Genomic DNA, 23,473 nt, shown 5'->3' with positions numbered 1-23,473 from the left:
CAACGGCGCTTGTCAACACGCCTCAAAATAGCTTCCGCAAAGGGCGTACCAGCCCGTTAAGACAGGAAAGAACCGCAAAAAGCGGAAGGTTGTAATAGCGACACAATTCCCTGTAGACAGTTATCCCGCGGCATTTTCTTCCGATCTTCCAGACCTGCCGCGCTTTTCGGGTTGCATCTCATGCCGTGAACTCAATGCGCCCCTTCCATCCGTTCAATCCCCTCCTCAAGCCCCACCTTCGGTCTCCAACCCGGCAGGGACTTGCCGGCATTCCAGGGAACCATCACCTCACGTTCCCGGTAGGAACGCCCCCCCCACTGGATCGGCAGCGGCCTATCGAGCACCCGACCATAGGTCTCAACCAGTTCCCGGAGCCTGACCGGCGCGCCGGAAGAAACGGCATAGCTCTCGTGGCCAGGGACTAAATCCGCTAGCAGGCGTTCGGCAGCCATGAGAAAGGCATCTGTTACGTCATCGATATAGACAAGATCGATCAGCTGTTCACCCGGCGACATGGCCAATGGCTGCTGCTCCTGCGCCACGCGGCGCAGCAGGGTGAAGAGCTTCGGACGGGGATCGCCGGGGCCATAGGTATCGAACAGCTTCAGCGAAATTGCGCGAAGTGACGTCGCCTCCACGTAGTACCGCAGGATGTCCTCGAAGGCCTGTTTGGTTGCAGCATAGAGATTCACCGGCGAATAATCCCGGCTCTCATAATGTTGCCAGGACGTGCCGGTGTTGACCAGCCGGCGCACCCCATGCTTCACCATCGCTTCCAGGAGTTGGGCACCGAACAACACATTGCTCCTGACCAGCGATTCCACATCCTCGGGTCGGTGCTGGGCCAGGAAGAGGGACGCCAGATGGAACACCGTGTCAGGCGCGACTTGGCGGACGATATCCTCCAGCCCTTCTGTGGAGCCGTCGTGACGATGGACGGTGATGCGGTCAAGAATGCCAGAGATCGGTGACAGATCGGAATCGGCACGCAGAATCACGTGCACCGACCAGCCGCTCTCCACCAGCCGGCGGGCAACATGGGAACCGATAAAACCGGTTGCTCCGGTCAGAAGTGCCTTTCTCGACGCCATTAGTCTCCCCCTCCATAGCGGAACGGACTTTCAAACGCGGAGAGCGGCACGAACCCGGCATCCCGGGCCGAGACGACCGGCCGGTCGATTGGCCAGGGAATGCCGGCTGAATCCCAGCGGATGCCGGCGTCGTGCTCTGGTGAATAGACTGACGTCACCTTGTAGAGCATGAGGGCCGGGGCCGCAGTGACGCAGAAGCCATGGGCGAGTCCCGCCGGGATGTAAAGCATGTTTGCCCTCCCGTCGCTGAGGGAGAAGGTCTCAAACCGACCGTACGTCGGGGAGTCTGCTCTGAGATCGAGCACTACATCAAATACCTCACCGGCGACACAGGTGACGAGTTTCACATGATCCTTGGGAGGAAGCTGAAAATGGAGCCCTCGCAGCACATTCGCCCCGGAAAGTGAATAGTATTCCTCTGCATAACGGGTCGCAAGATTGTGTCGTGCAAATACCTCCTCGTGGAAGGTCTTGACAAAGAGCCCTCTCTCGTCGCGGAAAACGGGGGGTGTCAGTTCATAACACCCCGGTATGGCGGTCTCCCGGATATCCATATCCCTACTGTTTCCCCACGCTATCGCGGATTGTCTCAATCATGTACCCCACCATCTCCTCCATCATCCCCGGATAGACCCCTACCCAGAAGGTGTCCCGCATGATCCGGTCGGTGACAGGGAGTAATGATGAATTTTGAATGTTGAATTTTGAAGTGGAAACAACTCTAAAGCCCTTACCGGCGGCCCTCATCTCATCGAAACAGGGGTGCTTGATCAGGTTGCCGGCAAAGAGCATCCGGGTCTGGATCCCCTTTCCTTCCAGGTGATGCACCATCCGTTCGCGGCTGAGTCGTGACCCTTCCCGCACAGTGAGCAGAAAGCCGAACCAGGAGGGATCGGAATTTTCGGTTGCCTCCGGCAGAACCAGGCGGTCTTCCAGGCCGGCCAGCCCATCGCGCAACAGCTGCCAGTTCTTCTTTCTGGCCTCGATAAAGCCCGGAAGCTTCTCCAGCTGGGCGCAGCCGATGGCCGCCTGCATGTCGGTCACCTTCAGGTTGTAGCCGAAATGGGAATAGACGTACTTGTGGTCATAGCCAAAGGGGAGTTCGCCGAACTGCTGGCCGAACCGGTTGCCGCAGGTGTTGTCCCTGCCGGAAGGGCACCAGCAGTCCCGCCCCCAGTCCCGGAAGGATTCCACGAGACGTTTCAGCTGCATATCATTGGTGTAGACCGCCCCCCCTTCTCCCATGGTCATGTGGTGGGGGGGGTAGAAGCTGGAAGTGCCGATATGGCCGAAGGTGCCGGTATAGTGGAACTCGTTGACAGTTGAAAGTTGAGGAGTTGAAGATGCATCGTTGAACTTGTAGCGGGAGCCCAGGGCGTCGCAGTTGTCCTCGATGAGCCAGAGGTCGTGCCGGTCACAGAAAGACTTTACGGCAGCGATGTCGAACGGGTTCCCCAGGGTGTGGGCTACCATCACCGCTCTGGTGCGATCAGAAAGAGCTGCCTCCAGTTGGGTCACATCGATGTTGTAGGTGGGGAGAGATACGTCCACGAACACCGGCACGGCCCCGTACTGGATGATCGGCGCAACCGTGGTCGGAAACCCGGCGGCGACGGTGATGACTTCGTCACCTCGGTTGATCCGCCTCTCACCCAGCTTTGGCGAGGTGAGCGCCATGAAGGCAAGCAGATTCGCGGAGGAGCCGGAGTTGGTCAGGGAGCAGTGCTGTACGCCAAGGAACCCGGCAAATTTCTGCTCGAATTCTTCCGCGTACCGTCCGGTGGTGAGCCAGAAATCCAGGGACGCATCGATCAGGTTCGCAATTTCCTGTGTGTCGAACACCCGGCCGGCGTACGGGATGCGATCGCCGGGAACAAAAGGCTTCACCGGCTTGTGCCGGAATTCATAATAGTTGAGTGCAGCCTGGATCGCCGCATCCCTCAATTCCTGCTCCGTCCCTCTCGCACCTTCCACGTCAACCTCCTATTAGTGCTATAAACAGTTGAGACACCTCAAACATTCCAGCGCCTCAACACCACTCCCCACTATATGCTCTGATCTGGGCAAGACAGGCACTCCGCAGATCACCGCCATCGCGATACATCTTCGTCCACGCCACGATGCTCTCAAGCGCCGCCTCAAGACTCCAGCGGGGCTGCCACCCCAGTTCCGCCCTGGCTTTGGAGCAGTCGAGCTTCAGATAGCGGGCCTCGTGGGGATGCTTCCCCTGGTCGAGCTCGTAGCTCGCCCCCTCCCCCCACCGTTCACAGAGACGTTTTACCAGCCACTCCACCGGCCGGGCATCACTCTCGGCAGGACCGAAGTTCCATCCTTCCCCGTACCGCGCGCCATCCTCGTACAGCCGCTGCGCAAGCACCATGTAGCCGGAAAGCGGCTCCAGCACGTGCTGCCAGGGACGGATGGCATGGGGGTTGCGAATCCGCACCGGCTCGCCGGCCAGAATGGCGCGGATGATATCGGGGATAAGCCGGTCGGTGGCCCAGTCGCCGCCGCCGATGACGTTGCCGGCCCGGGCGGTGGCCACGGCTGCGCCGTGGCGTTGAATCGTTGAACTGTTGAACTCTTGCGTCGCAAAATATGAGGAGCGGTAGGCGGCGGTAACCAGTTCGGAGCAGGCCTTGCTGTTCGAATAGGGGTCGTACCCGCCAAACGGCTCGTTCTCCCGGTATCCCCAGACCCATTCCCGGTTCTCGTAAACCTTGTCGGTCGTGACGTTGACCACGGCCCGGACGCTCGGGCAGTTGCGCACCGCCTCAAGCAGGTTGACCGTCCCCATGACGTTGACGGCATAGGTCTCCACCGGAATCTTGTAGGAGTCCCGCACCAGCGGCTGGGCCGCCATGTGGATCACGATCTCCGGGGCAGCCTTCGTCATCTCCCCCTTGAGCCGGTCCAGGTCCCGCACGTCAGCAGTGATTGACGTGACCAGTTCCCCTACCCTTGCCGACTCATAGAGACTCGGCACAGTCGGCGGCTCCAGCGCATAGCCGGTCACTTCCGCACCGAGACTAGCCAACCAAAGACATAACCAAGAGCCCTTGAAACCAGTGTGCCCCGTAAGGAAAACGCGCTTCCCCTGCCAAAATCCTGAATTCACCATTCCCCCGTCCCCAGTCCCTGGTCCCCAATCCCTTATTACCACAGTTTCCACGGTGCCCGTCCGCTGTTCCAGAGCTCCTCCAGATGCTGTTTGTCCCGCAAGGTATCCATCGGCTGCCAGAACCCGCTGTGCTTAAACGCCATCAGCTGCCCATCCCGGGCAAGCCCCTCCAGCGGTTCTTTCTCGAAGATTGTCCCATCACCGGCGATACGATCGAGAATCGACGGCTCAAGGACGAAAAAGCCGCCGTTGATCCAGGAACCATCTCCGGCAGGCTTTTCCTGGAAAGAGAGGATTGTGCCGTCCTCTCCCATGTTCAAGGCACCGAAGCGGCCGGAAGGCTGGGTAGAGGTCACCGTGGCCGGCTTGCCGTGGCTTCCGTGGTAACGCACCAGCTCGGCGACATCGACATTCGCGACCCCGTCTCCGTAGGTGAGCATGAACGTTTCGTTCTCCAGGTACGGCGCAACACGCTTGAGACGCCCCCCCGTCATGGAGTCCATCCCCGTATCCACCAGCGTCACTTTCCATGGTTCGGCATACTGCTGATGCACCTCCATGCTGTTGCTGCGCATGTCGAACGTGACGTCGCTCATATGCAGGAAGTAGTTGGAGAAGTACTCCTTGATCATGTACCCCTTGAAGCCGAGGCAGATGACAAAGTCGTTGAACCCGTAGTGGGAGTAAATCTTCATGATGTGCCAGAGAATCGGCCTGCCGCCGATCTCAACCATCGGCTTCGGCCGCACCACCGTCTCTTCACTGAGGCGCGTCCCCAATCCCCCGGCAAGTATGACGACTTTCATGCAACCTCCCTGGTATGTTCTTTTACATTTCGTACCCCTTCGCTGGCAGAACGGATTCTCCGTTCCGGCACACCGAGGTGTTCCAACTGTTCCCGGAGTTCCCCCATCCGCTTCAGCGAAGAGATAACGATAGTGTCATTGCCCGATGCAATCCCCGGCGCGATCTCCATAACCTGCAGACCGAAGAACTTCTCCCCCGGAACGACATCGTCCAGAACCGCGACCAGTTCGAGCCCCGCCTCCTGCAGGGAGAGGTACGCAATTTCCGCAACCTCGTCCACACCACAGAACACTACCTTCATTACACCTTCGGCCTTGAGTGACAGAAAGAGCGCCAGGTAGTCCTGCCGGGCAACGGTGTAGAGATTGGTGAAATAGCTCAGGTGCTGGTAGGCAAGCCGGCTCTTCTCGGCAATGCCCGTGGGGGTGAGGAGATAGGCGTAGCGGTTGCGGGGGAAGTTCTTGACCCGCACGTACCCCTTGGCCACCAGGTTTTTCAGGTAGGAATTCACCAGCCCCACCGCAATGCCGGCCCTACGGGAAAGTTCCCGCTGGGAGAGGGGTTCCTCGCCGGCAATTTCGGAGAGGAGGAGGAAGGAACGGTACGAATCGACGGACTTGTCACTGTGATCGTTCATGGAATGAACAGTACCGGAAATACCATAAAGAGGCAAGGGAAATGTTCATCATATGAACAGTTGTCCCCTCCCCCAGCGGGGGAGGGTCAGGGAGGGGGAAGAAGGCACGAAGAATAACATTCAGGTACCCTGCTCATTCAACGCATCATAAATTCTCTGCAAAACTCCCTCCGTATTTGATAAAACCTCGCTGTTCCAGAACCGAATGACCTTAATATCATGAGTTGCCAAGAATGCCGTACGTTCAGCATCCCGAATCTTTGCATCCGGAGCATTATGCTGTCCACCATCAAGCTCAATTGCCAATTTTGCTTCGCAACAGTAAAAATCTAGAACAAATCGTTCCACCGGATGCTGGCGGCGAAATCGGAACCCGCCTAACTGCTTGCGACGCAAACAATACCATAACAACTGTTCAGCATCAGTCATCGTACGGCGAAAGGCTCGGGCAGCTTCAAGCAGTGGAGTTGGAACGGGAGACGGCAAGAACAGTGTTTTCTCACGGTCGGTTGACATTTGTTTCTATCCCTCGATGCATCCCCCCTCCTAACCTCCCCCCGCTGGGGGGAGGAACACTTAGTCCCTGGCAATTCCCTCCCCCAGCGGGGGAGGGTCAGGGTGGGAGAGGGATCAACTTTCGGTAAACAGCGATGAGTTCTTCCCCTCGAGCCTGCCAGGAATGCTCCTCCACCGCTTTCCGGCGACTGGCGGCAGCGAGGGCGGCACGTCTAGCACTATCTCCCGACAACTTTTCCAGTTGAGCGGCCAGATCGGAAACATCGCCGTAGCGGGCATACACGCCGGCATCGCCAAGGATCTCCCGGTTGATGGGGGTGTCGAACACAACCGTCGGCAGACCGCAGGCCAGGTAGTTGAAGAGCTTGCCGTTGGCCTCGGCGAGGGAGACTTTCGGGGAGACGGCCAGGTCGCCGGCACTGAGCCAGCGGTATGCCTCGTCGTAGTCGATCCGGCCGGTGAAGGTCACCAGTTCGGCAATCCCCATCTGCTCCGCCTTCCGTCGGTAGGGCTCCTCAGGGAAACCCATGATGAGAAAATGGAGCGGGCAATTCCGCTTTTTGAGAAGGGTTATCGCCTCCAGGAGAAGGTCAGTACCCTGGTAGGCATTGAGGAGTCCGAGATAGACCGCAAGCGGCCGGTCGGGGGGGATATTGCTAGATGATGTGTGAACTACTCGACGTGCCCCCCTCCTTCCTCCCCCCTCCGGGGGGAGAACACTTTGCCCTCCCCCAGCGGGGGAGGGTGGGGTGGGGGTTGATGACGAGTTATTGAGCGCCTTCCGTGCCTCGTCCCTGGGGATGGGCAGAAACTCATCGGTGTTCACCCCGTCCATGAGCCCCAGCACCTTTCCCGGCGGAACCCCCCAGTTGTCCCGCAGATCAGCGGCAGCGGCACCTGAACTGGTGATGATAAAGTCCGCCCCCCCGTTGATGAACCGTTCCAGTGCACTGAAGAAGCGATGGAGCAGGGTTTCCTTGCGGATGAAACCATGGTCGATGATTTCTGCGGTGAGGCTCCCCTGGCAGTCGAACAGCAGGGGAATCCGGAGGAGCATTTTCAGAAACAGGCCGATGAAGGCCCCCTCGTGGAGATGGGCATGGATCAGATGGGGGCGAAAGGTCCGCGCCGTCTTCAGCGCCCTGAAAAAGAGGAGGATATCCAGATAGGGCTTGTGCCAGGAGGGGCCGGCGGTGAGCTTTTTGTACCACGGGATACGGGAAATGCGGTCCGTGGGTATTCCCGGCATGTCGCGGCCGAGGTGATAGGTAACGATCCGGACCTCGTGACCGCGTGACATGAGGACACGAGCCTCTTCATATATCCGGACATGGCATCCCCGGTCAGCAAAGTAGGGGGTGGGGGCGAGCATCAGAACCCGAAGGGTTCTCGGGACTGGGGACTGGGGACTGGGGATTGGGGAAAAGCTAGGCACGTGTTGTCACCTTATTACGGTAATGGCGGATTAATCCATTCAACATTTTCCGAACTGACATAATTCTATTCAGCATCGAATCAGAATCTATCAAATAACCCAGGTTGTTTGCGATTATGATTTGTGTCTCAAGCTCTGCCGCTGAAGCCAGCGCAATATACAGAAACTGTACAAATTCCTTTTCTGTTTGCCGAGATGCCCCTTCGGCAATGTTTGACGGAATAGAAACCGCCGCCCTTCGTACCTGATTTGTCAACCCATATAGCTCTTCTTTGGGGAAAGCGGTCGTCAGGGAGTAAATCTCCGTAACCATTCCCATGCTATATTTCCAAACTTCCAGCTCTTTATGATCCCGCATTTACCAGTCCCCAGTCCCCAGTCCCCAATCCCTAGTCCCCGGTCCCCGGTCCCCCAAATTGATTCGTTCCTTCACCACATACACCGACTTCCCCTGTGATTCGTGGTACGTACGGGCGTTCAATTCGCCGAGCAGGCCAAGAACGATGAACTGCACCCCCATGAAGAGCAGGAAGGCGGTGAGGATGAGGAGGGGGTTGCGGTTCATACTCATATGTTCGAACAGCTTCATGTAAATGGTGAGGCTACCGCTGAAGAAACCGGCCATGAGCGTGTAGATCCCCCACTTGCCGAACAACTGGATCGGCTTGGTGGAGTAGCTGAGGAGAAACTTGACGGTCATCAGGTCGAGGATGACCCGCATGGTCCGGGAGATGCCGTACTTGCTGGTGCCGTGGAGCCGGGGGTGGTGCCGCACCGGCAGTTCCGCCACCTTGGCCCCCACCTGGGAGGCCAGGGCCGGCACGAAGCGGTGCATCTCCCCATACAGGTTAATACCGTCCAGCACCTCCCGCCGGTAGGCCTTGAGGGTGCAGCCGTAGTCGTGGAGGTGCACACCGGTCATGCGGGAGATTATCCCGTTGGCGATGATGGAGGGGAGCTTGCGATTGATGAAGGTGTCCTGGCGGTCCTTGCGCCACCCCGACACCACGTCGTACCCCTCGTGGATCTTCGCCAGGAGAAGCGGGATGTCCGTCGGGTCGTTCTGCAGATCGCCGTCCATCGGGACCACCACCGTGCCGGTGGCGGCATCGAAGCCCGCCGCCATGGCGGCAGTCTGGCCGAAATTGCGCCGGAAACGGATCACCTTGACCCGTTTGTCCCGCGCCGCGAGTTCCTTCAGCAGGGGGAACGAACCGTCTGACGAACCGTCGTCCACCAGGATCAGTTCGTACTCCAGACCGGTCGGGGCCAGCGCCGTCTCGATGCTTTCGTGGAGGGCGGAGATGTTCTCTTCCTCATTATAAATGGGTACCACTATGCTTAAATCCATATGTATCTCATTTCTGTCCTGACAGACGTCGGACCTTCTCCCGTAAATAGGGGAGATAATTCCTCACCTGGGCCGTGGCGACGGGAAATTCCGCATCCCCGTAGGCCTGGAATATTTCGTAGTTTTTCAGTGCTGCCTCTGGATTCCCCAGCATATCCTCCACCCTCCCCAGCGTAAGGTATGCCTTGAGGTTGAACCGGTTAAGTTCCAGGGCCTTTCGCAGATGGTCCCGCGCCGTGGCAAAATCACCCGTCAGGATGTAGCTGTCGGCTACACCCGACTGGACATAGCTGGAGTCCGGGTTTACCTGTACCGCATGGCGCCAGAGGGTGTGTTCAGTCAGCCAGAACCTGTTCTGCCGGACCGTAAGGAGGGCAAGTACAAGAAGAAGGGAACAGGAGCCAGCCACCAATGCTTTCGAGTGCCACCGCTCGAGCACCCAGGAAGCCAGAAGCGCAATCCCCGGCAGACAGGTATACATGTAGCGGTCGGCCATCATGTACGAGATGGGTACGATATTGGCGACCGGCAGGTACATGAGAAGAAACCAGCCGCCGGCGAAGGTAAGCAGTGGCTGACGGCTTGCATTCCACACTACGCAAAAAACGAGGAGCACAAGCAGAGCCGCCCCGGCCAGCGCGCCAGGTTGCAGCCTGTCGCTGGAGAACCGGATCGCATACTCGGGTGCCAGGTTGAGCGGCATCAGTATCTTGCCCGCATAGAGTACAACGACCTTGAGTGCACCCATGTAATAGGGGAAATGGTCGAGGGAGTCGGTGAAACCGTTCTTGGTGTAGGGAGCCATCAATTGGGTGGCGGAAAACATCCCCCGGTAGTGGTAGACCGTTGTTCCGAGCAGCGTCATCGCGGCACACGCCAGCAGCAGCGGTCTATGCAGCAGAAACCGTCGCTCCGCCGGAACAAAAAGATATTCGTAGAGCACTAAAATCAGCGGCATAAAGGCAGTGGAGACGTTGGAAAGAAGCGCGCCGGCACAGGCCAGTGTGGCCAGGACAACGAACAGAACCCGACTGCGCCCGCCGGATGCCATCCCTTTCATATACCAGAGAAAGGCAGTGAGGCTGAAAAAGAGTGCCAGCAATTCCTTTCGATGGCCCACATTCGCCACCGACTCGACCTGCAGCGGGTGCAGCAGGAAAAGCAGGACACCGAGAAAGGCGGGCAGTGGCCCGACACCGAGTTTAAGGAAAACCGCCAGCAGCAGGCAGCCGTTCAGGCCGTGCCAGAAGAGCTGCTGGGCGTGATAACCTGCCGGGTTCGTTCCGAACAGCTTGTAATCGACCATGTAGGAGAGTTCACGCACGGGGCGGCCGGGATACTGGTTCCGGGCAAACTCCGCCAGTGAATGGGTATCGGGGTTGTCCACCACCACATACCGGTCGTCGTAGGTCCAGTCGTTGCGGAAGGTGTTTCCATAGACGAGCAGGGTGACGCCCAACAGCGCAAGAAAGAGATACAGCCTCGGTATGTCTGCTAATTTCTGCATTGATAATCCTAAAAATGAAGGTGGTGTTGTCATGCGTGTTGCGTCTCCCCCCTCCTTCCTCCCCCCTCCAGGGGGAGAACTCATTCCCCTCCCCCGGCGGGGGAGGGATGGGGAGGGGGATTCTGTCAGACTCGGCCACCTCCACCCCCGGCAAATTCCTTCACCCACCGCAATGTGACTGCCGGCTCCCCTGGCCTGGGCTTCTTGAGCGGCCAGCCGACGAAACCACGCCAGAGCCCCGCCCCGTAGGCAAGGTGGATGGTCGGGAAAACGACCATGAGTAGCGGGAACATCTTCCACTCCCTGGTCTGTAAAGACCCGAGGCAAGCGGCAAGAAACAGCACACCTGCATACCACAAAAGCGGCAGATAGTAAACTGGGTTGGGGACGAACGGAACGCATGCCAGGTAGAGCAGCATGAGTGCCGGGAGAAAGGAGACGGGGCGAAAACTCCGGCTGATGAGGGTCTGCTCTGCACGCCCCCGGCCATAATTGAGGAACTGCCGCATGAAAGCCCGGAATGTCGGCCGTTGACTCCGGTAGACCGCAAGGTCGGGATCGTGAATGAGGACGCTCCCCCGTCGCCGCAACCGATCCATGAGCTCATTTTCCTCATTGGGATAGAGCCGTTCGTCCAGCCCCCCCAGCGCAAGAAACAGCTCGCGGCGAAAGCTGAGATTGCACAGGATCAGTTCATGATCGCCGGTCGCTCGTGCATGGCCAGTGCGGCGATACCGGTTCCGCATCCCCCCCCCACCCATGGGCGAGGCAAGTGCCATCCCGATGCTTCGCTGCAGGAGCGAATCGGTATCGGGAGTCAGGGACGGTCCCCCCACCGCCGCCACCGCCGGGTCGATATAGTGACATACGGCCCGGTTGAGAAAATCTGGCTCGGTGCGGGAGTCATCGTCCAGGAAATAGAGGATGTCGCCCCGCGCCTCACGGGCGGCCCGGTTCCGTTGCGCGCTCGGTTGCGACCCTTCGGCAACGATTATTTCCAGCAGATCGGCGGGATAATCAATCCTGGACAGCCCTTCAAGCGCAGTCACTGCCCCCCCCGGCTTTACCGGTACGATGATGGAAACCCTGGACTTCGAACTGGTCACTGCCTCTCCCACAAACAGAAAAACCGGGCAGACCCGGTGTTGTATGAGATGGTTGGTAGCCGTTTCGGACGGCGCCCTGGTATGACGGCTAGAAAAACTTCTTCATGTTGGCCGCAAACCGCTGCTCCACGCGTTTGACACTGTTCTGCTGGGTGCCGTAACTGTAATCCAGGCTTACCTGGAGTTTGTTGGCCGTGAAGCCTATGGACCCCGTGTAAATCTGCCCTTTGATGGCGCCAGGTTCGAGCAGGTAATACTGACTGGTTGCCGCCAGGTACAGGCGCTGAAGTGGGTAGTAACGGGCACCCAGGGAGATGCGCGTGACGGTGGAAGACGCGGTTGTCGACACCAGGCCAGACATCAGGCCGGAAATGAGGAGCGGCGAGCTTGTGCGCTGGTTACTGTTCTTGGTGTAGTCTATCTGTTCGTTGAGCTCCAGAATCTTGCGGTTTATGCCATTGACGCGGTAGAAGTTATAATTGAATTTCTGCGTCAGATCGATATAAGTGGAACTGTCACTATCGATCGTCTGTCGTTCATAAATGAAATTGAGCGAACCGTCCATGTTGCGGTTTGGCTTGTAACTGACAAGCGCGCTGCTGTTTAAGTCGTTATTGGTTCCCTGATTGCTGTTCTGGATCTGATAGCGATTGTTGACGTGCACGGACAGGTCCGCAACGGAATAGGATACGGTATTCGACAGGTTAGTTATGTAACTTGCCGGCTGGCCCGAGGCCATCAATACATCCTCGGACGCCGAAAGGGAAATGCTCAGACGTGCCAGAGGACTCCAGTTCACTGTGGCGCTGGAAACGGAGCGGGTATAGTCATTGATCGTCAATCCGTCCCGTTGAATGTACTTGTTGCTATCCGTGATTGTGTTGAAGTCATTGTTGACCGTAATGACCGCACCGTTAATGCCGGGGTTGGTGCCGGACCCCATCTGAAACCGCTGCTCCAGCTGAAAGCGCCATTTCGACGATGGGATGTAGGCAATACGGCCGTCAATATCCTGGGTCAGGTACGTGCTCGACGCAACGCCACTCCTCTCGGCAGTGAAATATTTTATGTCATAACGCCCGAAAAGCTCGTACCGGGAAGAGAAGCGCCGCGTGCTGGCGGTTTCCACAGCGCCTTCCAGGGCAAGAGTCTTACCGGTAGTGGTGGTATCGTAGTATTCAACGGAAGCGGACGGCGTGAGGGTGAAGGGAGAACGTTTGAAGGTGGTAACCTGGAGCGAGGACAGGACGTCGGAGGTGCTCTCCCAGACGCCCGAAGTGCTCATTAGCTTCTGCTCACGGTCGCTGACCCTGAATCGCCAATCCGTATCAGCCCCCCATGTGCCGGTGACATACACCGGCACATTCGCATCGTAATGCAAAATCTTCCCCTCGGTCCACCTGCTGAACGTATTGAAGTTCCTCGCTTCCCACGTCTTGCGCGTGGCGATGGCAAAGAGGTTAATGTCATAGCGTTCCGTAGTGTAGATTGGGTTTGCGGCATCCCGTTTCGTCCAGCCGCCATCAACCGAAAGCTTGATCCAGTTGGTGAAGTCGACCCATTTCCGCTGCAGATTCTGGTCAATCGTACCGATCTGGAAGGCTTTTTCCTTCCAGTCGTTATCAGGGTTGATGTAGTCGCTGTAGCGGGTGCTGCGAAAATGGAACCAGTTATCCTTCTTGTTGAGGCTGACGAAGGCAAACCGGCTCAGGCGGGTATCCATGGGAGTGAAACTTTTGGGGTCATGGATGATTTCATCTTTGTAATCCAGCATGAGCATCGGAAAAAGACGGAAAATCTCGTTATAGCCGTTGGTCATTCCGTTGCGCACGCCAAGAAGAAGCGTGGCGCCGCTGTAGATGCGCTGGCCATCGACAATGTTGCTTGGCATGTTGGGACGGACGATGTCGCCGACAAAGCCGTTGGAGGTGAATGAGCCGATCTGCCAGAGATCATCCTGGAACTGCATCCTGTTCATGTCGCGACTGTAGGCGAAGAACGTGAGGGGCAGTTCCTTCGGGTCAATCAGCACCTCTCCGTTGAAAAGGAAATGGCCACGATTCTGGGAAACGGACTGGCCAACGCCGGGGAGTGAGGATTTCACGGTGGTGTCAAAGGATCCCCATTCGTAGCCGAGGGAATAGTTGGCGCCGCCGACCCGGCCACCGGCAAAGGCCAGCGAATTGGAATAGAGCAGGGAATAGCGCTGCTGAAAGGAGTTGGCATCGATGACCTTGGCCCCATCCACCGTCGCATCGTACTTGACGTAACCGAGTTCCGCCTCGCCGGTGAGGCGGGCATGGGCGGAAAGGGGAATGAACTGCAGGGAGAACAGGCAGAGCAGTAGTGGCAGCAACCGGAGGTATGTGTAGTGCGTTATCCGCATCAGGGAACCATTAACCTGTTGTGAAATTTTCCAATATCTTCGACGGGTTGAATCGCGGATGGGCAAATCTGACGCGACCCTTGTAGGGTGCAAATATTATGCCTTCACGCCGGAAAAACCACCACACTGTAACAGCTTTCAACTAATTGATTTTAGGCATATTTTCAAGAACGGGATCAAGAAGAATTTGGGCATCACCGAAGTCCCGCTAAATGACCCGTCAGCACAAGTGAAATGACGCGGCAGGACACCGGTCATTTTCAACGAAAAAAGGGGGATGGTTTCCCATCCCCCATAAAAACGGCAGACATGCAATAGAACTTACTTGATGTGGCAACCGAGGCAGAGCTTGCTCCCCTCAATGGTGGTACGCAGGAACGGAACATTGGCCGGGTCATGAACGGCATGACAACTGGCGCACTCGAGGGAGGTATTCCCGCGAGCGGATTTGAAGAGCGGCAGGGCATTCGTGATGTCGGAGGTCTTCATCGTGGCACCGCTCAACGGGGCAATCGCCGGGTCAAGATTGCTGGTCACGTTGAAGTTGACCGGGTGGTCGTTCTGCAGATCGGTCCCCAGGTTGGCAGTGCTCGTCCCCAAAAGGGAACCATCGGCTTTGGTGCCCTGCATGGTGATTCCGGACAGTTTGTCAGCCGGCTTGTTGTATACCGCGCCGACAGAGGTGACGCCGTCGTGACAGCTCATGCAGTAGAGAGAGACGCTGTCAGCAGTAAATCCCGTGGATGCGCCCGCGTTGCCACCGGCGGTGTAGCCGTTCTGCATACCGCTGGAAGAATAGAGCTTAAAAGCGCTACCAGCCGGGTTGCTGCGGTTCCAGAGGGGATAGCCATTCTGGACGGCATTGTGCGGGGTATGACAGAACACGCACAGCTGGTTGGTGTCGCCCCTGACAGTTTGTCCCCCGGTAGAACTCAGGTCGTGCTTGGAGTTCTTGATGCTTGCTGCGCCAGCTACGGTTGCAGCGGCCATGAGACTGGCGACCGCCACGACTGCTAATACTTTTTTCATCGGTAATACTCCTTTCTCTTGATGTCGGTCGTAAAAGACCTTTGTGTTGATCCGGGCCATTAATGGTTCTGCAGCAGAGACACCGTACATAACAGCAAATCACATGCCAACATGCATCCACCAGCAACGCGGAATATGAAAGGAGCTAGAGCAAAATTGAGGCCAAAGTCATCATTAACACTTAACACTCTGAAATATCTCAAACCTGCTTTCTTCGTAACGGTCGCTTACGTGCACATTCACCGTCAATTCTGGCCAGGTTCCGTCAAATAACACGGATTAAGTGCCCACTTACATCCGGCACGGTATCAGGGAAATGACGTGATACGCTCTGTCACGTGCCGTGATTTTACTGTTTCGGTGGCGTATACCCCGGAACGGGATTGGCCTGCAGGTACCGGTCGGATAGGTACTGAAAAACCTGGAACCGCTTGTTCAACTGATCGACAACATAAATCGTATCGTTCTTGTCGATATCGATCCCCTGGGGGATGAGGAAACCGCCGGGGGCGGCCTTGCCCGAACCGAGAACCGAATACAGTCCTCCCACGAGGAGAAGAAAATCCCCATTGGTGCTGAATATGAGCATCTTGTGCCCCTTCCCCTCGGTCACGTAGATGTTGTCATCGGAATCGACCGCGACCCCCTTGACGATCTGGAAATCGGAGGGGCCGTCGCCCCTGCGGCCGAACTTACGGAGGAATTTCCCCTCTGCGTCGAATATCTGAATCCGCGCATTCATGGAATCGGCAACAATGATTTCCCCCTTGCTGTTGACAGCCACTGCCGTGGGAAAGTTCAAGTCCCCATCTTCGTCCCCCCGCTTGCCTATAGTGGAAAGGAGAGTCCCTTCGGGGGAAAACACCCCTATCCTGTGGTCCTTTATGTCCACCACGTACAGGCGATTGCGCTGTTTGTCAAACGCCATCCCCGTGGGACGCCCCAACACCCCCTGCAGGGGAATGGCACGAAGCGGCTTTTCATTCCTGTCGAAGACCAGAATCATCAGTTTTTCCTGATCACTGACGTAGATATTCAGGCTGCCATCAAGCGTCAGTCCGACCGGATTCTTGAATTGCCCGACCGCATCTTCCCCCCCCAACAGGTGAACGGTGCCCTCGACCATGTCGTAGACGTACACCACTCCCGCCATGGGATCGGAAACATACACCTTACCCTCGCCGTTTGACTTGATGTCAACCGGTTTACTGAAGAGGATCGGGTCCTCGGTACCGGCAATGGCGGAGACAAACGCCTTGAACCCCGAACGGGGGAAATCCAGTTGGCTGCTGTATGCCTTTTTCCATTCGATACGGGGGCGCTCGGGAAGCTGGGGCCAGTAAAATTTTCGTACCTCCTGCTGCTCGGCCGCACACCCCGCCAGGAGCCCGAGGCCGAAGATAAGACCGGCAAGTTTCTTAATCGTACTATTCATGTTTTTCATACCGCACCTCTTCCACGCTGGATTGTTTCCGCTGGAACCGTATTTGATAAGCGCTTTATTACTTGTTATGACACATCTGGCAGAGGAGCATCCGATCCTGCTCGTTGTTCACGAAGAAATACCGCACGTCGCCGCTGTGGGGGTTGTGGCAGGAAATGCACGACATCTCCCTCCCCGACGCCGGCTTGGCCAGGTCAATTTTCCATTTGAGGGGATGGCCGGCGCCGGAAGTGGTGCGGACCACGTGATACCCCTTCCCCACATCCTCGTGGCAGGAAAGACAGAGGTCGTTGATCGGCATAAGGAGTTGCGCCGGATAGGGGGAGCCGTGGGAATCGTGGCAGACCTCGCAGAGCCCGGCGGCGATGGGGCCATGGAGGAACTTGCGTTTGGTGAACTCATCACCCTTGTCGGCGTGGCATTCGTTGCAGAGCACGGCGTCACGCTTGACGACGGCGTACTTGGACTTCCCGTCCCCCACATGGCAGTAGGCACAGGAATAGGTGCCGGCAGGGCCATGGACGAAGGTGGTATTCATCATTTTCTTGTGGCAGCCGAAGCAGGGGTTCCCCTTTTCCGGACTGCTGGCAAGCTGGGCGGGGGTCGGGTTCATGGGATGGCAGGGGGCGCAGAGCTTTTCGTTCTCCGTCACGTGAAGCCTGTTGGGGCTGAACTCGGGGGGGACGGCGCCCGTCCCTCCCGGGTTGAAAAGTACCTCGTTCATGGCCGTTTCTATCCTCTTGTCGCCGCTGAACGCCTCCACGGAGACGTCATTCCTCCCCTTGTCCCAGAGCGCCTGCAGGATGATGAAATCCTGAAACGACTTCCGGTATTCGGGCGTGCCGATCGGCAGGAGCCCGCTCGCCTCGCCGTTCACGGTGATCCGGACGCCGGTGATGGCAGGATTGTTCAGCTTGAGGATGAGGTAGTCCGCCCGCTTCACCCAGCTTTTGGGAGCGGGGTAGACGAAGGTGATGGCAGCGTGGGCGGCTACCACCCCTGAAGTCAGCAGGATGACAATGGTCGGAATGAACGTGCGGAACATCGTGCCTCCGTTGATACTACCAGATTTATTCTCCCCCCTCCTCGCCTCCCCCCGCTGGGGGGAGGAATTTCGGCGGGGCATGTTACCCTCCCCCAGCGGGGGAGGGCCAGGGAGGGGGAAGGAAACGGAAGCCGGCAAGGAAAACGCCCCTGCCGGCCAGACCACAGCTGTTACGGATTGATGACCGGCCGGAGCCGATCGTAGGATTTGGGCTTGTGACAACCGACGACACAGGTCCCCCCCGTCGAGGTGCCGGTGAAAAACATGGGGATATCCCATTTTCCGAAGCCGGGGATGCTTTTCTTGAGGAGCCGTCCCTGGGCCGAGTTGTGCGGTTCATGGCAGGTCTTGCAGGTCCGCCCCTTGTCGGGCTTGTTGACGTGCAGTTCGTGGAGGTTGCGGTCACCGTTGCGGAATCCGGTGAGGGTATCGGTCCGTTTGTCTTTCGCCAACTCCCGGTTGTGGCAATCGAAGCAGAACGAGTAATGGGCGGGATTGTAGGGCATGTAATAGAGATCGGGATTATCGCGCTTGAGCATGTGCCGGTATGGCGAACCGTGCACCATATGGCAGCCGAGACAGTCACCGGTCGCCACCGGGCCGTGCACAGACTTCCCCTTGGCGATGGCGCTGTCGTGGCAGTCGAAACAGAGTTTGGAGCCGGGCTTTCTGACCATCATCTTGTTGTCGGACTGGTGGGGGTCGTGACAGGCAAGGCAGTCCCCCTGCGCGACAGGGGCATGGCCATATTTGAACTGGAATTTATTCTCATGGCACATGAAGCAAAAATCGGCGCCGGTACCCTTCAGCAGTTTGGGATTGGGTGACTTGTGCACTTCGTGACACGCCTGGCATTCACCGCTCGCCACCGGCCCATGGACGAATTTCTTTGCTGCCAGATTGTCATGGCACATGTAGCAGAGCTTTTCCCCCTTTTCCTGCAGGGTCGCCGAACCTTTCTCGGAAGGGTGCATCTTCCCCTGCACCATCAGGTGGCATGAAACGCACTCCCCGTCGCCTACCGGCTTGTGCACCACTCTGTCGCGTACGATGGCGGGATGACAGCCAAGACACCTGAGTTCGGAGGCAGCCCCGCTTTCCCCCGGGGGGACGACAAACGCCAGCAGTGCGCCGAGCAGGGCGGGGACGGACAGCCGCATCCATGCACTCATTCTCATTCTCCCGAACAGCCGTAGTGTAAATCCCCTGCTACTGCCCGCCGCCGTAACTGTGCAAACCCGAAAGGAGCAGGTTGACACCGAGATAGCAGAAGATGGTGGCGGCAAAGCCGATGATGGAAAGTATCGCCGCCCGCCTTCCGACCCACCCGCGGGTTATGCGGGCGTGCAGAAAGGCTGCGTACACGAACCAGACGATGAGTGACCAGGTCTCCTTCGGGTCCCAGCTCCAGTAGGTTCCCCAGGCATAATTGGCCCATGCGGCGCCGGTAATGATGCCGAGGGTCAGGAGCGGAAAACCGATCATGATGGCCTTGTAATTCAGGTCGTCCAGTATCTTGATGGAAGGGAACATGGAGATGACACCGCCGGCCTGGGAGTTTCCGTCGGTTGTCTCCTGTCTCTCCTTGATCAGGTACATGATGGAGATGCCGCAGGCGACCGCGAAGGCAGCATAACCGAGGAAGCAGGTAATGACGTGGTACAGCAGCCAGTTGCTCTGGAGGGCCGGGACGAGCGGCTCGATGCCGCTGTTCATGCCGAGCTGGGCCCACGCCATGCCGAGAAGGGCGAACGGAACCACGAACGCCCCGATAACCCGGTATTTGTACTTCAGGTCGAGAATCCCGAAGATCAGGATGATGGTCCAGGAAAAGAAGACCACCGACTCGTAGAGATTGGAGAGGGGGGCGTGGCCATGCCCCATGGCGTAGGACTCCTGCCAGCGAAGGCCGATGGCGACCGTCTGGACGATGAAGCCGAAAAAGGCGATGCCGCTGCCGGCAAGGCCGAGATTCTTGTTCCTGCTGGCCAGGAATGCGAAGAAGGCAACGGTGGAAGCCAGATAGGCAAAGGTTGTGACGTTGAACAACAGCGAACTGGACATCGGTGTATCCTCCGAAGGGTTACAGTTTAGAGAGTTTATCCACAAGGGAATCGAACTGGAGCTGGAAACCGGCCGGGTTCTTGCTGGCAGTCCCCCCGAGAACGACATGACCGTTGGCTATCCGTATCCAGACCCGTTTGTGGGACATGAAAAACGCCATGCAGATGCCGACGACCATGAGGGCGCACCCGAGCCAGACCACCCAGACACCCGGGTCCTTGGCCACCTGGAGGCCGGTGTAGAACTTCTGGTCCGAACCGTCATAGGTAAAGACCATGTCCCCGCCCCGCTGCTCGTCCAGTTCCGGATAATTGCGCATGACGATAAACACTTGCGGAGCGCCACTGCCGGTGGTCACTTCGATGCGGGCCGCCGGCCCGGAAAACTGGGGGATGAAGTTGCGCACCTCGTCCGTCGCCTCCAGGACCTGCATGGTGCCGCCACCGGGGAGGGAAACCTTGTCTCCCTGGCGTGCCGTCAGCTTGACCGGCGTCCCCCCGGTGCGGGGACGGACGGAGAAGTAGAACGTCCCCCCTTCGCTGGCGGAGCCGTAACTTGACTGGTAGAAGGTAATCCCCTTGTAGGTGAGGGGGTCATTGACGATGGTGGGAATATTGACATAACCGGGGACCGGCTTGCCGTTCTCCAGTACGGTCAGAATGCTCTTGAATTCCTTGGGGGCACCGGTATCGTAGAAGGTGACCGAAAATTTCTCGCATTTCACCGCGAAGCCGAGGGGAATGCTCTTGCCCGAACGGAGTCCGACCGTGTCGACGCTCTCCCCCTCCACGATGCTGACAAATCCCTTGTAGCCGAAATAGGAGCCGATGATGGCGCCGATGAAGATGATGATGATGCTCAGGTGTACGACGTACACCCCCATCCGCGAATAGGCGCTCTTCTGGGCGAAGAGATGACAGGCCCCGTCAACCTCCGTCACGACCGGCTTCGAAAACTCGCTCGTAAGGAAGGAGACCATCTTCTCCCTGAGCGCGGCGCTGTCCCCTTTCAGCTTCACATCATGGGTGAGGGAGAGGGACTTCTCGAACCCCTCGTCCATCACCAGAGTCGGTTCGGATATTATCTTCCAGACCCGCGGCAGACGCTTGATTGAACAGGCGATCAGGTTGACCGTCAACAGGTAGAGGAGCAGGATGAACCACCAGGAGTGGTACATGTCGAAGAAACCGAGCTTGTCGTACAGCTGCAGCTTGGTCTGGCTCAGAGAGCGGATATACTCCTCGGGGATGTTGGGTACCTGGGGAATGACCGTACCGATAATCGAGGTCAACGCCAGCAGGATCAAGAGCGAAATCGAAAGCTTGAGCGAACAGAAAAAATCCCAGAGGGCTTGCAGAAAACCGCGGTCTTTGGTAGTCAAGGTGTTCTCCTGAACATAATGATTTGATGCCGTGCCACATCAACGTGCGATTATATGCAAAACAGCACAAAAAGGATAATTTAATTTTACTAATTTTATTTATGGCTAAGAAAAAGGGATAACAAGAATCCTGTTACCCCTTTTTCGTTGTTTCTGGAAGCTTGAAACGGATTACTTCTTGTGGCACTCACCGCACTTGGTCGGGCCGGCCTTCTTTTCCTCATGGCAGCCTTTGCAGAGCTTGTGCGCGGAATCCTTGCCAAAGCCCTCGATTTTCCCGGGACCTTTTTCGTGGCATGCCTTGCAGTCCTTCGCCACTTCCTGATGTTTTTTGTGGTTGAAGGTCACGTTGCCGTTCTTGGCAGGCAGATTGATGGTGTCGGCAGCCATGGCGGCCACTGCACAGATGAGCGTAAGCGCCATCGCAGCAAAAATCTTTTTCATCGAATTTCACCTCCTCCGTCTGTAATGTAAACCGCGGCAAAACTATTACACAACAGCACCTTTGTCAAGCAAAAATATCCCGCAACCCCCCTCCCAGTGCACGTTAACACGGATTAACCCTGCTCCGTCGGCACGAACTTGTCACGGTTCATGGAAGGAACGGGGGGGACCTTTCGCCGGCTACGAGCGGGATGCTTGCAGGGCCTGGTCCTTCGCTTCCACCTCGTGCGCCATCTTTTCCCGATGACTGACGAGGGCGGCGGCCAGGCCGGCATCGTGGAGCGCCAGCATCTGAATGGCGAACAGGGCAGCGTTCTTGGCCCCCGCCTTGCCGATGGCCATGGTCGCCACCGGTATCCCCGCCGGCATCTGCACCATGGCATAGAGGGCGTCGACTCCGTTGAGCGATCCGCCACCGATGGGGACGCCGATTATGGGAAGGGTGGTTTCCGCCGCGATGACCCCCGCCAGATGCGCCGCCATGCCAGCGCCGGCAATGATCACCTTGATCCCGCGACCGGCAGCACCTGCCGCGAGTGCTGCTGTTTTGCGGGGACAGCGGTGGGCCGAGGATATGCGCATCTCGCAGGATACCCCGAATTCGGCCAGGACCTTTGCCCCCTCCTCCATGATCGGCAGATCGGAATCGCTCCCCATTACTATTAATACCTGTGGATTTGCCATTTGTAATACACTCCTTTGTATCCGGGACCGGGGACCCGGGACCGGTAAAAACTGTTTTAACTGCCAGGACCGGAGATCGGGAACCGGTAAAAACTTCATTGCCACTAATGGTCCCTGGTCCCTGGTCCCTGGTCCCTGATCACGATTCACCGATTCAAAGCCTTGCTCCCGATATCCTTGCGAAAGTGCACCCCGTCCCAGCTGATGGCGGCGACCCCTTGATAGGCACGGTCGATCGCCTCCCTCACCGTTCCTCCCAACGCGGTGACACCGAGAACCCGCCCGCCGCTGGTGACCGTTTCTTCTCCCCTGACCGCCGTCCCGGCGTGGAACACCATCACGTCAGGTATCCGCGCCGCCGCGTCCAGCCCCTGGATTGCATCCCCCTTGCGGTACTCCGCCGGGTATCCGCCGCTCGCCATGACAACGCATACCGCCGCCTGGTCGTGCCATTCGATCGCCACACGGCTGATGTCCCCCTCCGCAACGGCCAGGAGAATCGGCACGATGTCCGATTTCATCCGCATCAGGAGCGGCTGGCATTCCGGGTCGCCGAACCGGGCGTTGAACTCCAGGGTTTTCACCTGGTCGCCGTCGATCATCAGGCCGGCGTAGAGAACCCCCCGGTAGGGACGCCCCTCCGCCGCCATGCCATCCACGGTGCGGCGCATGACTTCGGCCATCGCCTTCTCGTGAATGGCCGGTGTCACTACCGGCGCCGGCGAATAGGCCCCCATGCCGCCGGTGTTGGGGCCGGTATCCCCGTCGAAGACCGCCTTGTGGTCCTGGGCGCTCGCCAGGGGGATGATGTTCTTCCCGTCGGTGAAGGCGAGGAACGACGCCTCTTCACCCTTCAGGAACTCCTCGACCACCACCCGGGAACCCGCCTCGCCGAAGGCATTCCCCGACAGCATGTCGGTTACCGCCTCCACCGCCTCGTCCCGGGTCTGGGCGATGATGACTCCCTTTCCGGCCGCCAGTCCGTCGGCCTTGATGACAATGGGGACGCCGAGCCGGTCGATGAAGGCGATTGCGGGTTCCACAGCGGTGAAGACTTCGTAGGCGGCCGTGGGGACATGATACTTCTTCATCAGGTCCTTGGAAAAGGCCTTGCTCGCCTCGATCAGCGCCGCGTTGCGCCGGGCGCCGAATATCTTCAGACCGTACTCCTCGAACAGGTCGACGATCCCCAGGGAGAGGGGAAGTTCCGGCCCGACCACCGTCAGGTCGACGTTCTCCCGCCGGGCAAAGGCCAGGAGTCCCGGCAGGTCGTCAACCCCGATGGCGACGTTCTCCGCAAGCTGGCCGATACCGGGGTTCCCCGGTGCGCAGTAGACCTTCTTCACCAGCGGGGACTGGGCGATCTTCCAGACCAGGGCGTGCTCCCGCCCGCCACTGCCAATAACCAGAATTTTCATATAAGCT

At 58.0% G+C, this 23,473-nt stretch carries 22 protein-coding genes; all 22 read right to left on the bottom strand.

Annotation, left to right across the window (positions count from 1 at the left end; all coding sequences use genetic code 11):
• Positions 1-191: 191 nt before the first annotated feature.
• The 22 genes from KI810_RS11995 to purD all read right to left on the bottom strand — a co-directional run bounded on the left by KI810_RS11995 (position 192) and on the right by purD (position 23,466).
• Positions 192-1,091 carry an NAD-dependent epimerase/dehydratase family protein gene (locus KI810_RS11995; RefSeq protein WP_214175790.1) on the bottom strand — a complete coding sequence of 300 codons (900 nt, stop codon included), beginning with the start codon at positions 1,089-1,091 and terminating at the stop codon, positions 192-194.
• Positions 1,091-1,645 carry a dTDP-4-dehydrorhamnose 3,5-epimerase gene (gene rfbC / locus KI810_RS11990; protein WP_214175789.1) on the bottom strand — a complete coding sequence of 185 codons (555 nt, stop codon included), beginning with the start codon at positions 1,643-1,645 and terminating at the stop codon, positions 1,091-1,093. Before rfbC ends, KI810_RS11995 begins: the two co-directional genes overlap by 1 nt.
• Before the next feature lie 4 nt (positions 1,646-1,649).
• Positions 1,650-3,065, bottom strand: coding sequence for a lipopolysaccharide biosynthesis protein RfbH (gene rfbH, locus KI810_RS11985; protein WP_214175788.1), 1,416 nt, complete (start codon positions 3,063-3,065; stop codon positions 1,650-1,652).
• A 55-nt stretch (positions 3,066-3,120) separates the two neighbouring features.
• The gene (gene rfbG, locus KI810_RS11980; RefSeq protein WP_214175787.1) at positions 3,121-4,212 is read right to left on the bottom strand and encodes a CDP-glucose 4,6-dehydratase; all 1,092 of its coding nucleotides are present in this window, start codon (positions 4,210-4,212) and stop codon (positions 3,121-3,123) included.
• Positions 4,213-4,247: 35 nt separating this feature from the next.
• The gene (rfbF, locus tag KI810_RS11975; RefSeq protein WP_214175786.1) at positions 4,248-5,018 is read right to left on the bottom strand and encodes a glucose-1-phosphate cytidylyltransferase; all 771 of its coding nucleotides are present in this window, start codon (positions 5,016-5,018) and stop codon (positions 4,248-4,250) included.
• A complete protein-coding gene (locus KI810_RS11970) occupies positions 5,015-5,656 on the bottom strand; it encodes a winged helix-turn-helix transcriptional regulator (protein ID WP_214175785.1) in 642 nt (213 codons plus the stop codon). The genes rfbF and KI810_RS11970 overlap by 4 nt, the downstream gene beginning before the upstream one ends.
• Positions 5,657-5,776: 120 nt before the next feature.
• Complete coding sequence (locus KI810_RS11965) at positions 5,777-6,172, bottom strand: endonuclease domain-containing protein (protein WP_214175784.1); 396 nt, start codon at positions 6,170-6,172, stop codon at positions 5,777-5,779.
• Positions 6,173-6,269: 97 nt separating this feature from the next.
• On the bottom strand, positions 6,270-7,544 hold the full coding sequence (locus tag KI810_RS11960; protein ID WP_214175783.1) for a glycosyltransferase family 4 protein: 1,275 nt from the start codon (positions 7,542-7,544) through the stop codon (positions 6,270-6,272).
• A 55-nt stretch (positions 7,545-7,599) separates the two neighbouring features.
• Positions 7,600-7,965 carry a four helix bundle protein gene (locus KI810_RS11955; protein WP_214175782.1) on the bottom strand — a complete coding sequence of 122 codons (366 nt, stop codon included), beginning with the start codon at positions 7,963-7,965 and terminating at the stop codon, positions 7,600-7,602.
• On the bottom strand, positions 7,966-8,958 hold the full coding sequence (locus tag KI810_RS11950) for a glycosyltransferase family 2 protein (protein WP_214175781.1): 993 nt from the start codon (positions 8,956-8,958) through the stop codon (positions 7,966-7,968).
• Between the two features lie 7 nt (positions 8,959-8,965).
• The gene (locus tag KI810_RS11945) at positions 8,966-10,465 is read right to left on the bottom strand and encodes a tetratricopeptide repeat protein (protein ID WP_214175780.1); all 1,500 of its coding nucleotides are present in this window, start codon (positions 10,463-10,465) and stop codon (positions 8,966-8,968) included.
• Positions 10,466-10,590: 125 nt separating this feature from the next.
• Positions 10,591-11,571 carry a glycosyltransferase family 2 protein gene (locus KI810_RS11940; RefSeq protein ID WP_214175779.1) on the bottom strand — a complete coding sequence of 327 codons (981 nt, stop codon included), beginning with the start codon at positions 11,569-11,571 and terminating at the stop codon, positions 10,591-10,593.
• A gap of 88 nt (positions 11,572-11,659) precedes the next feature.
• Positions 11,660-13,957, bottom strand: coding sequence for a hypothetical protein (locus tag KI810_RS11935; RefSeq protein ID WP_214175778.1), 2,298 nt, complete (start codon positions 13,955-13,957; stop codon positions 11,660-11,662).
• A 321-nt stretch (positions 13,958-14,278) separates the two neighbouring features.
• The gene (locus KI810_RS11930; protein ID WP_214175777.1) at positions 14,279-14,986 is read right to left on the bottom strand and encodes a cytochrome c3 family protein; all 708 of its coding nucleotides are present in this window, start codon (positions 14,984-14,986) and stop codon (positions 14,279-14,281) included.
• A 349-nt stretch (positions 14,987-15,335) separates the two neighbouring features.
• A complete protein-coding gene (locus tag KI810_RS11925) occupies positions 15,336-16,430 on the bottom strand; it encodes a 6-bladed beta-propeller (RefSeq protein ID WP_214175776.1) in 1,095 nt (364 codons plus the stop codon).
• A gap of 58 nt (positions 16,431-16,488) precedes the next feature.
• Positions 16,489-17,475 carry a cytochrome c3 family protein gene (locus tag KI810_RS11920; protein ID WP_214175775.1) on the bottom strand — a complete coding sequence of 329 codons (987 nt, stop codon included), beginning with the start codon at positions 17,473-17,475 and terminating at the stop codon, positions 16,489-16,491.
• A 170-nt stretch (positions 17,476-17,645) separates the two neighbouring features.
• Positions 17,646-18,647, bottom strand: coding sequence for a cytochrome c3 family protein (locus KI810_RS11915; protein ID WP_214175774.1), 1,002 nt, complete (start codon positions 18,645-18,647; stop codon positions 17,646-17,648).
• Between the two features lie 37 nt (positions 18,648-18,684).
• Positions 18,685-19,539, bottom strand: a complete 855-nt coding sequence (gene ccsB, locus KI810_RS11910; protein ID WP_214175773.1) for a c-type cytochrome biogenesis protein CcsB — start codon at positions 19,537-19,539, stop codon at positions 18,685-18,687.
• A gap of 19 nt (positions 19,540-19,558) precedes the next feature.
• Positions 19,559-20,920, bottom strand: a complete 1,362-nt coding sequence (resB, locus tag KI810_RS11905) for a cytochrome c biogenesis protein ResB (protein ID WP_214175772.1) — start codon at positions 20,918-20,920, stop codon at positions 19,559-19,561.
• A gap of 171 nt (positions 20,921-21,091) precedes the next feature.
• Positions 21,092-21,364: a cytochrome c7 gene (locus KI810_RS11900; RefSeq protein WP_214175771.1), complete on the bottom strand. Its 273-nt coding sequence runs from the start codon at positions 21,362-21,364 to the stop codon at positions 21,092-21,094.
• Between the two features lie 180 nt (positions 21,365-21,544).
• A complete protein-coding gene (gene purE / locus KI810_RS11895) occupies positions 21,545-22,048 on the bottom strand; it encodes a 5-(carboxyamino)imidazole ribonucleotide mutase (protein ID WP_214175770.1) in 504 nt (167 codons plus the stop codon).
• Positions 22,049-22,194: 146 nt separating this feature from the next.
• Complete coding sequence (gene purD / locus KI810_RS11890; RefSeq protein WP_214175769.1) at positions 22,195-23,466, bottom strand: phosphoribosylamine--glycine ligase; 1,272 nt, start codon at positions 23,464-23,466, stop codon at positions 22,195-22,197.
• Positions 23,467-23,473 lie beyond the last annotated feature (7 nt).

Source organism: Geomobilimonas luticola, from assembly GCF_018476905.1.
GTDB lineage: Bacteria > Desulfobacterota > Desulfuromonadia > Geobacterales > Geobacteraceae > Geomobilimonas > Geomobilimonas luticola.
This window is presented reverse-complemented; position numbering and strand designations above follow the sequence as displayed.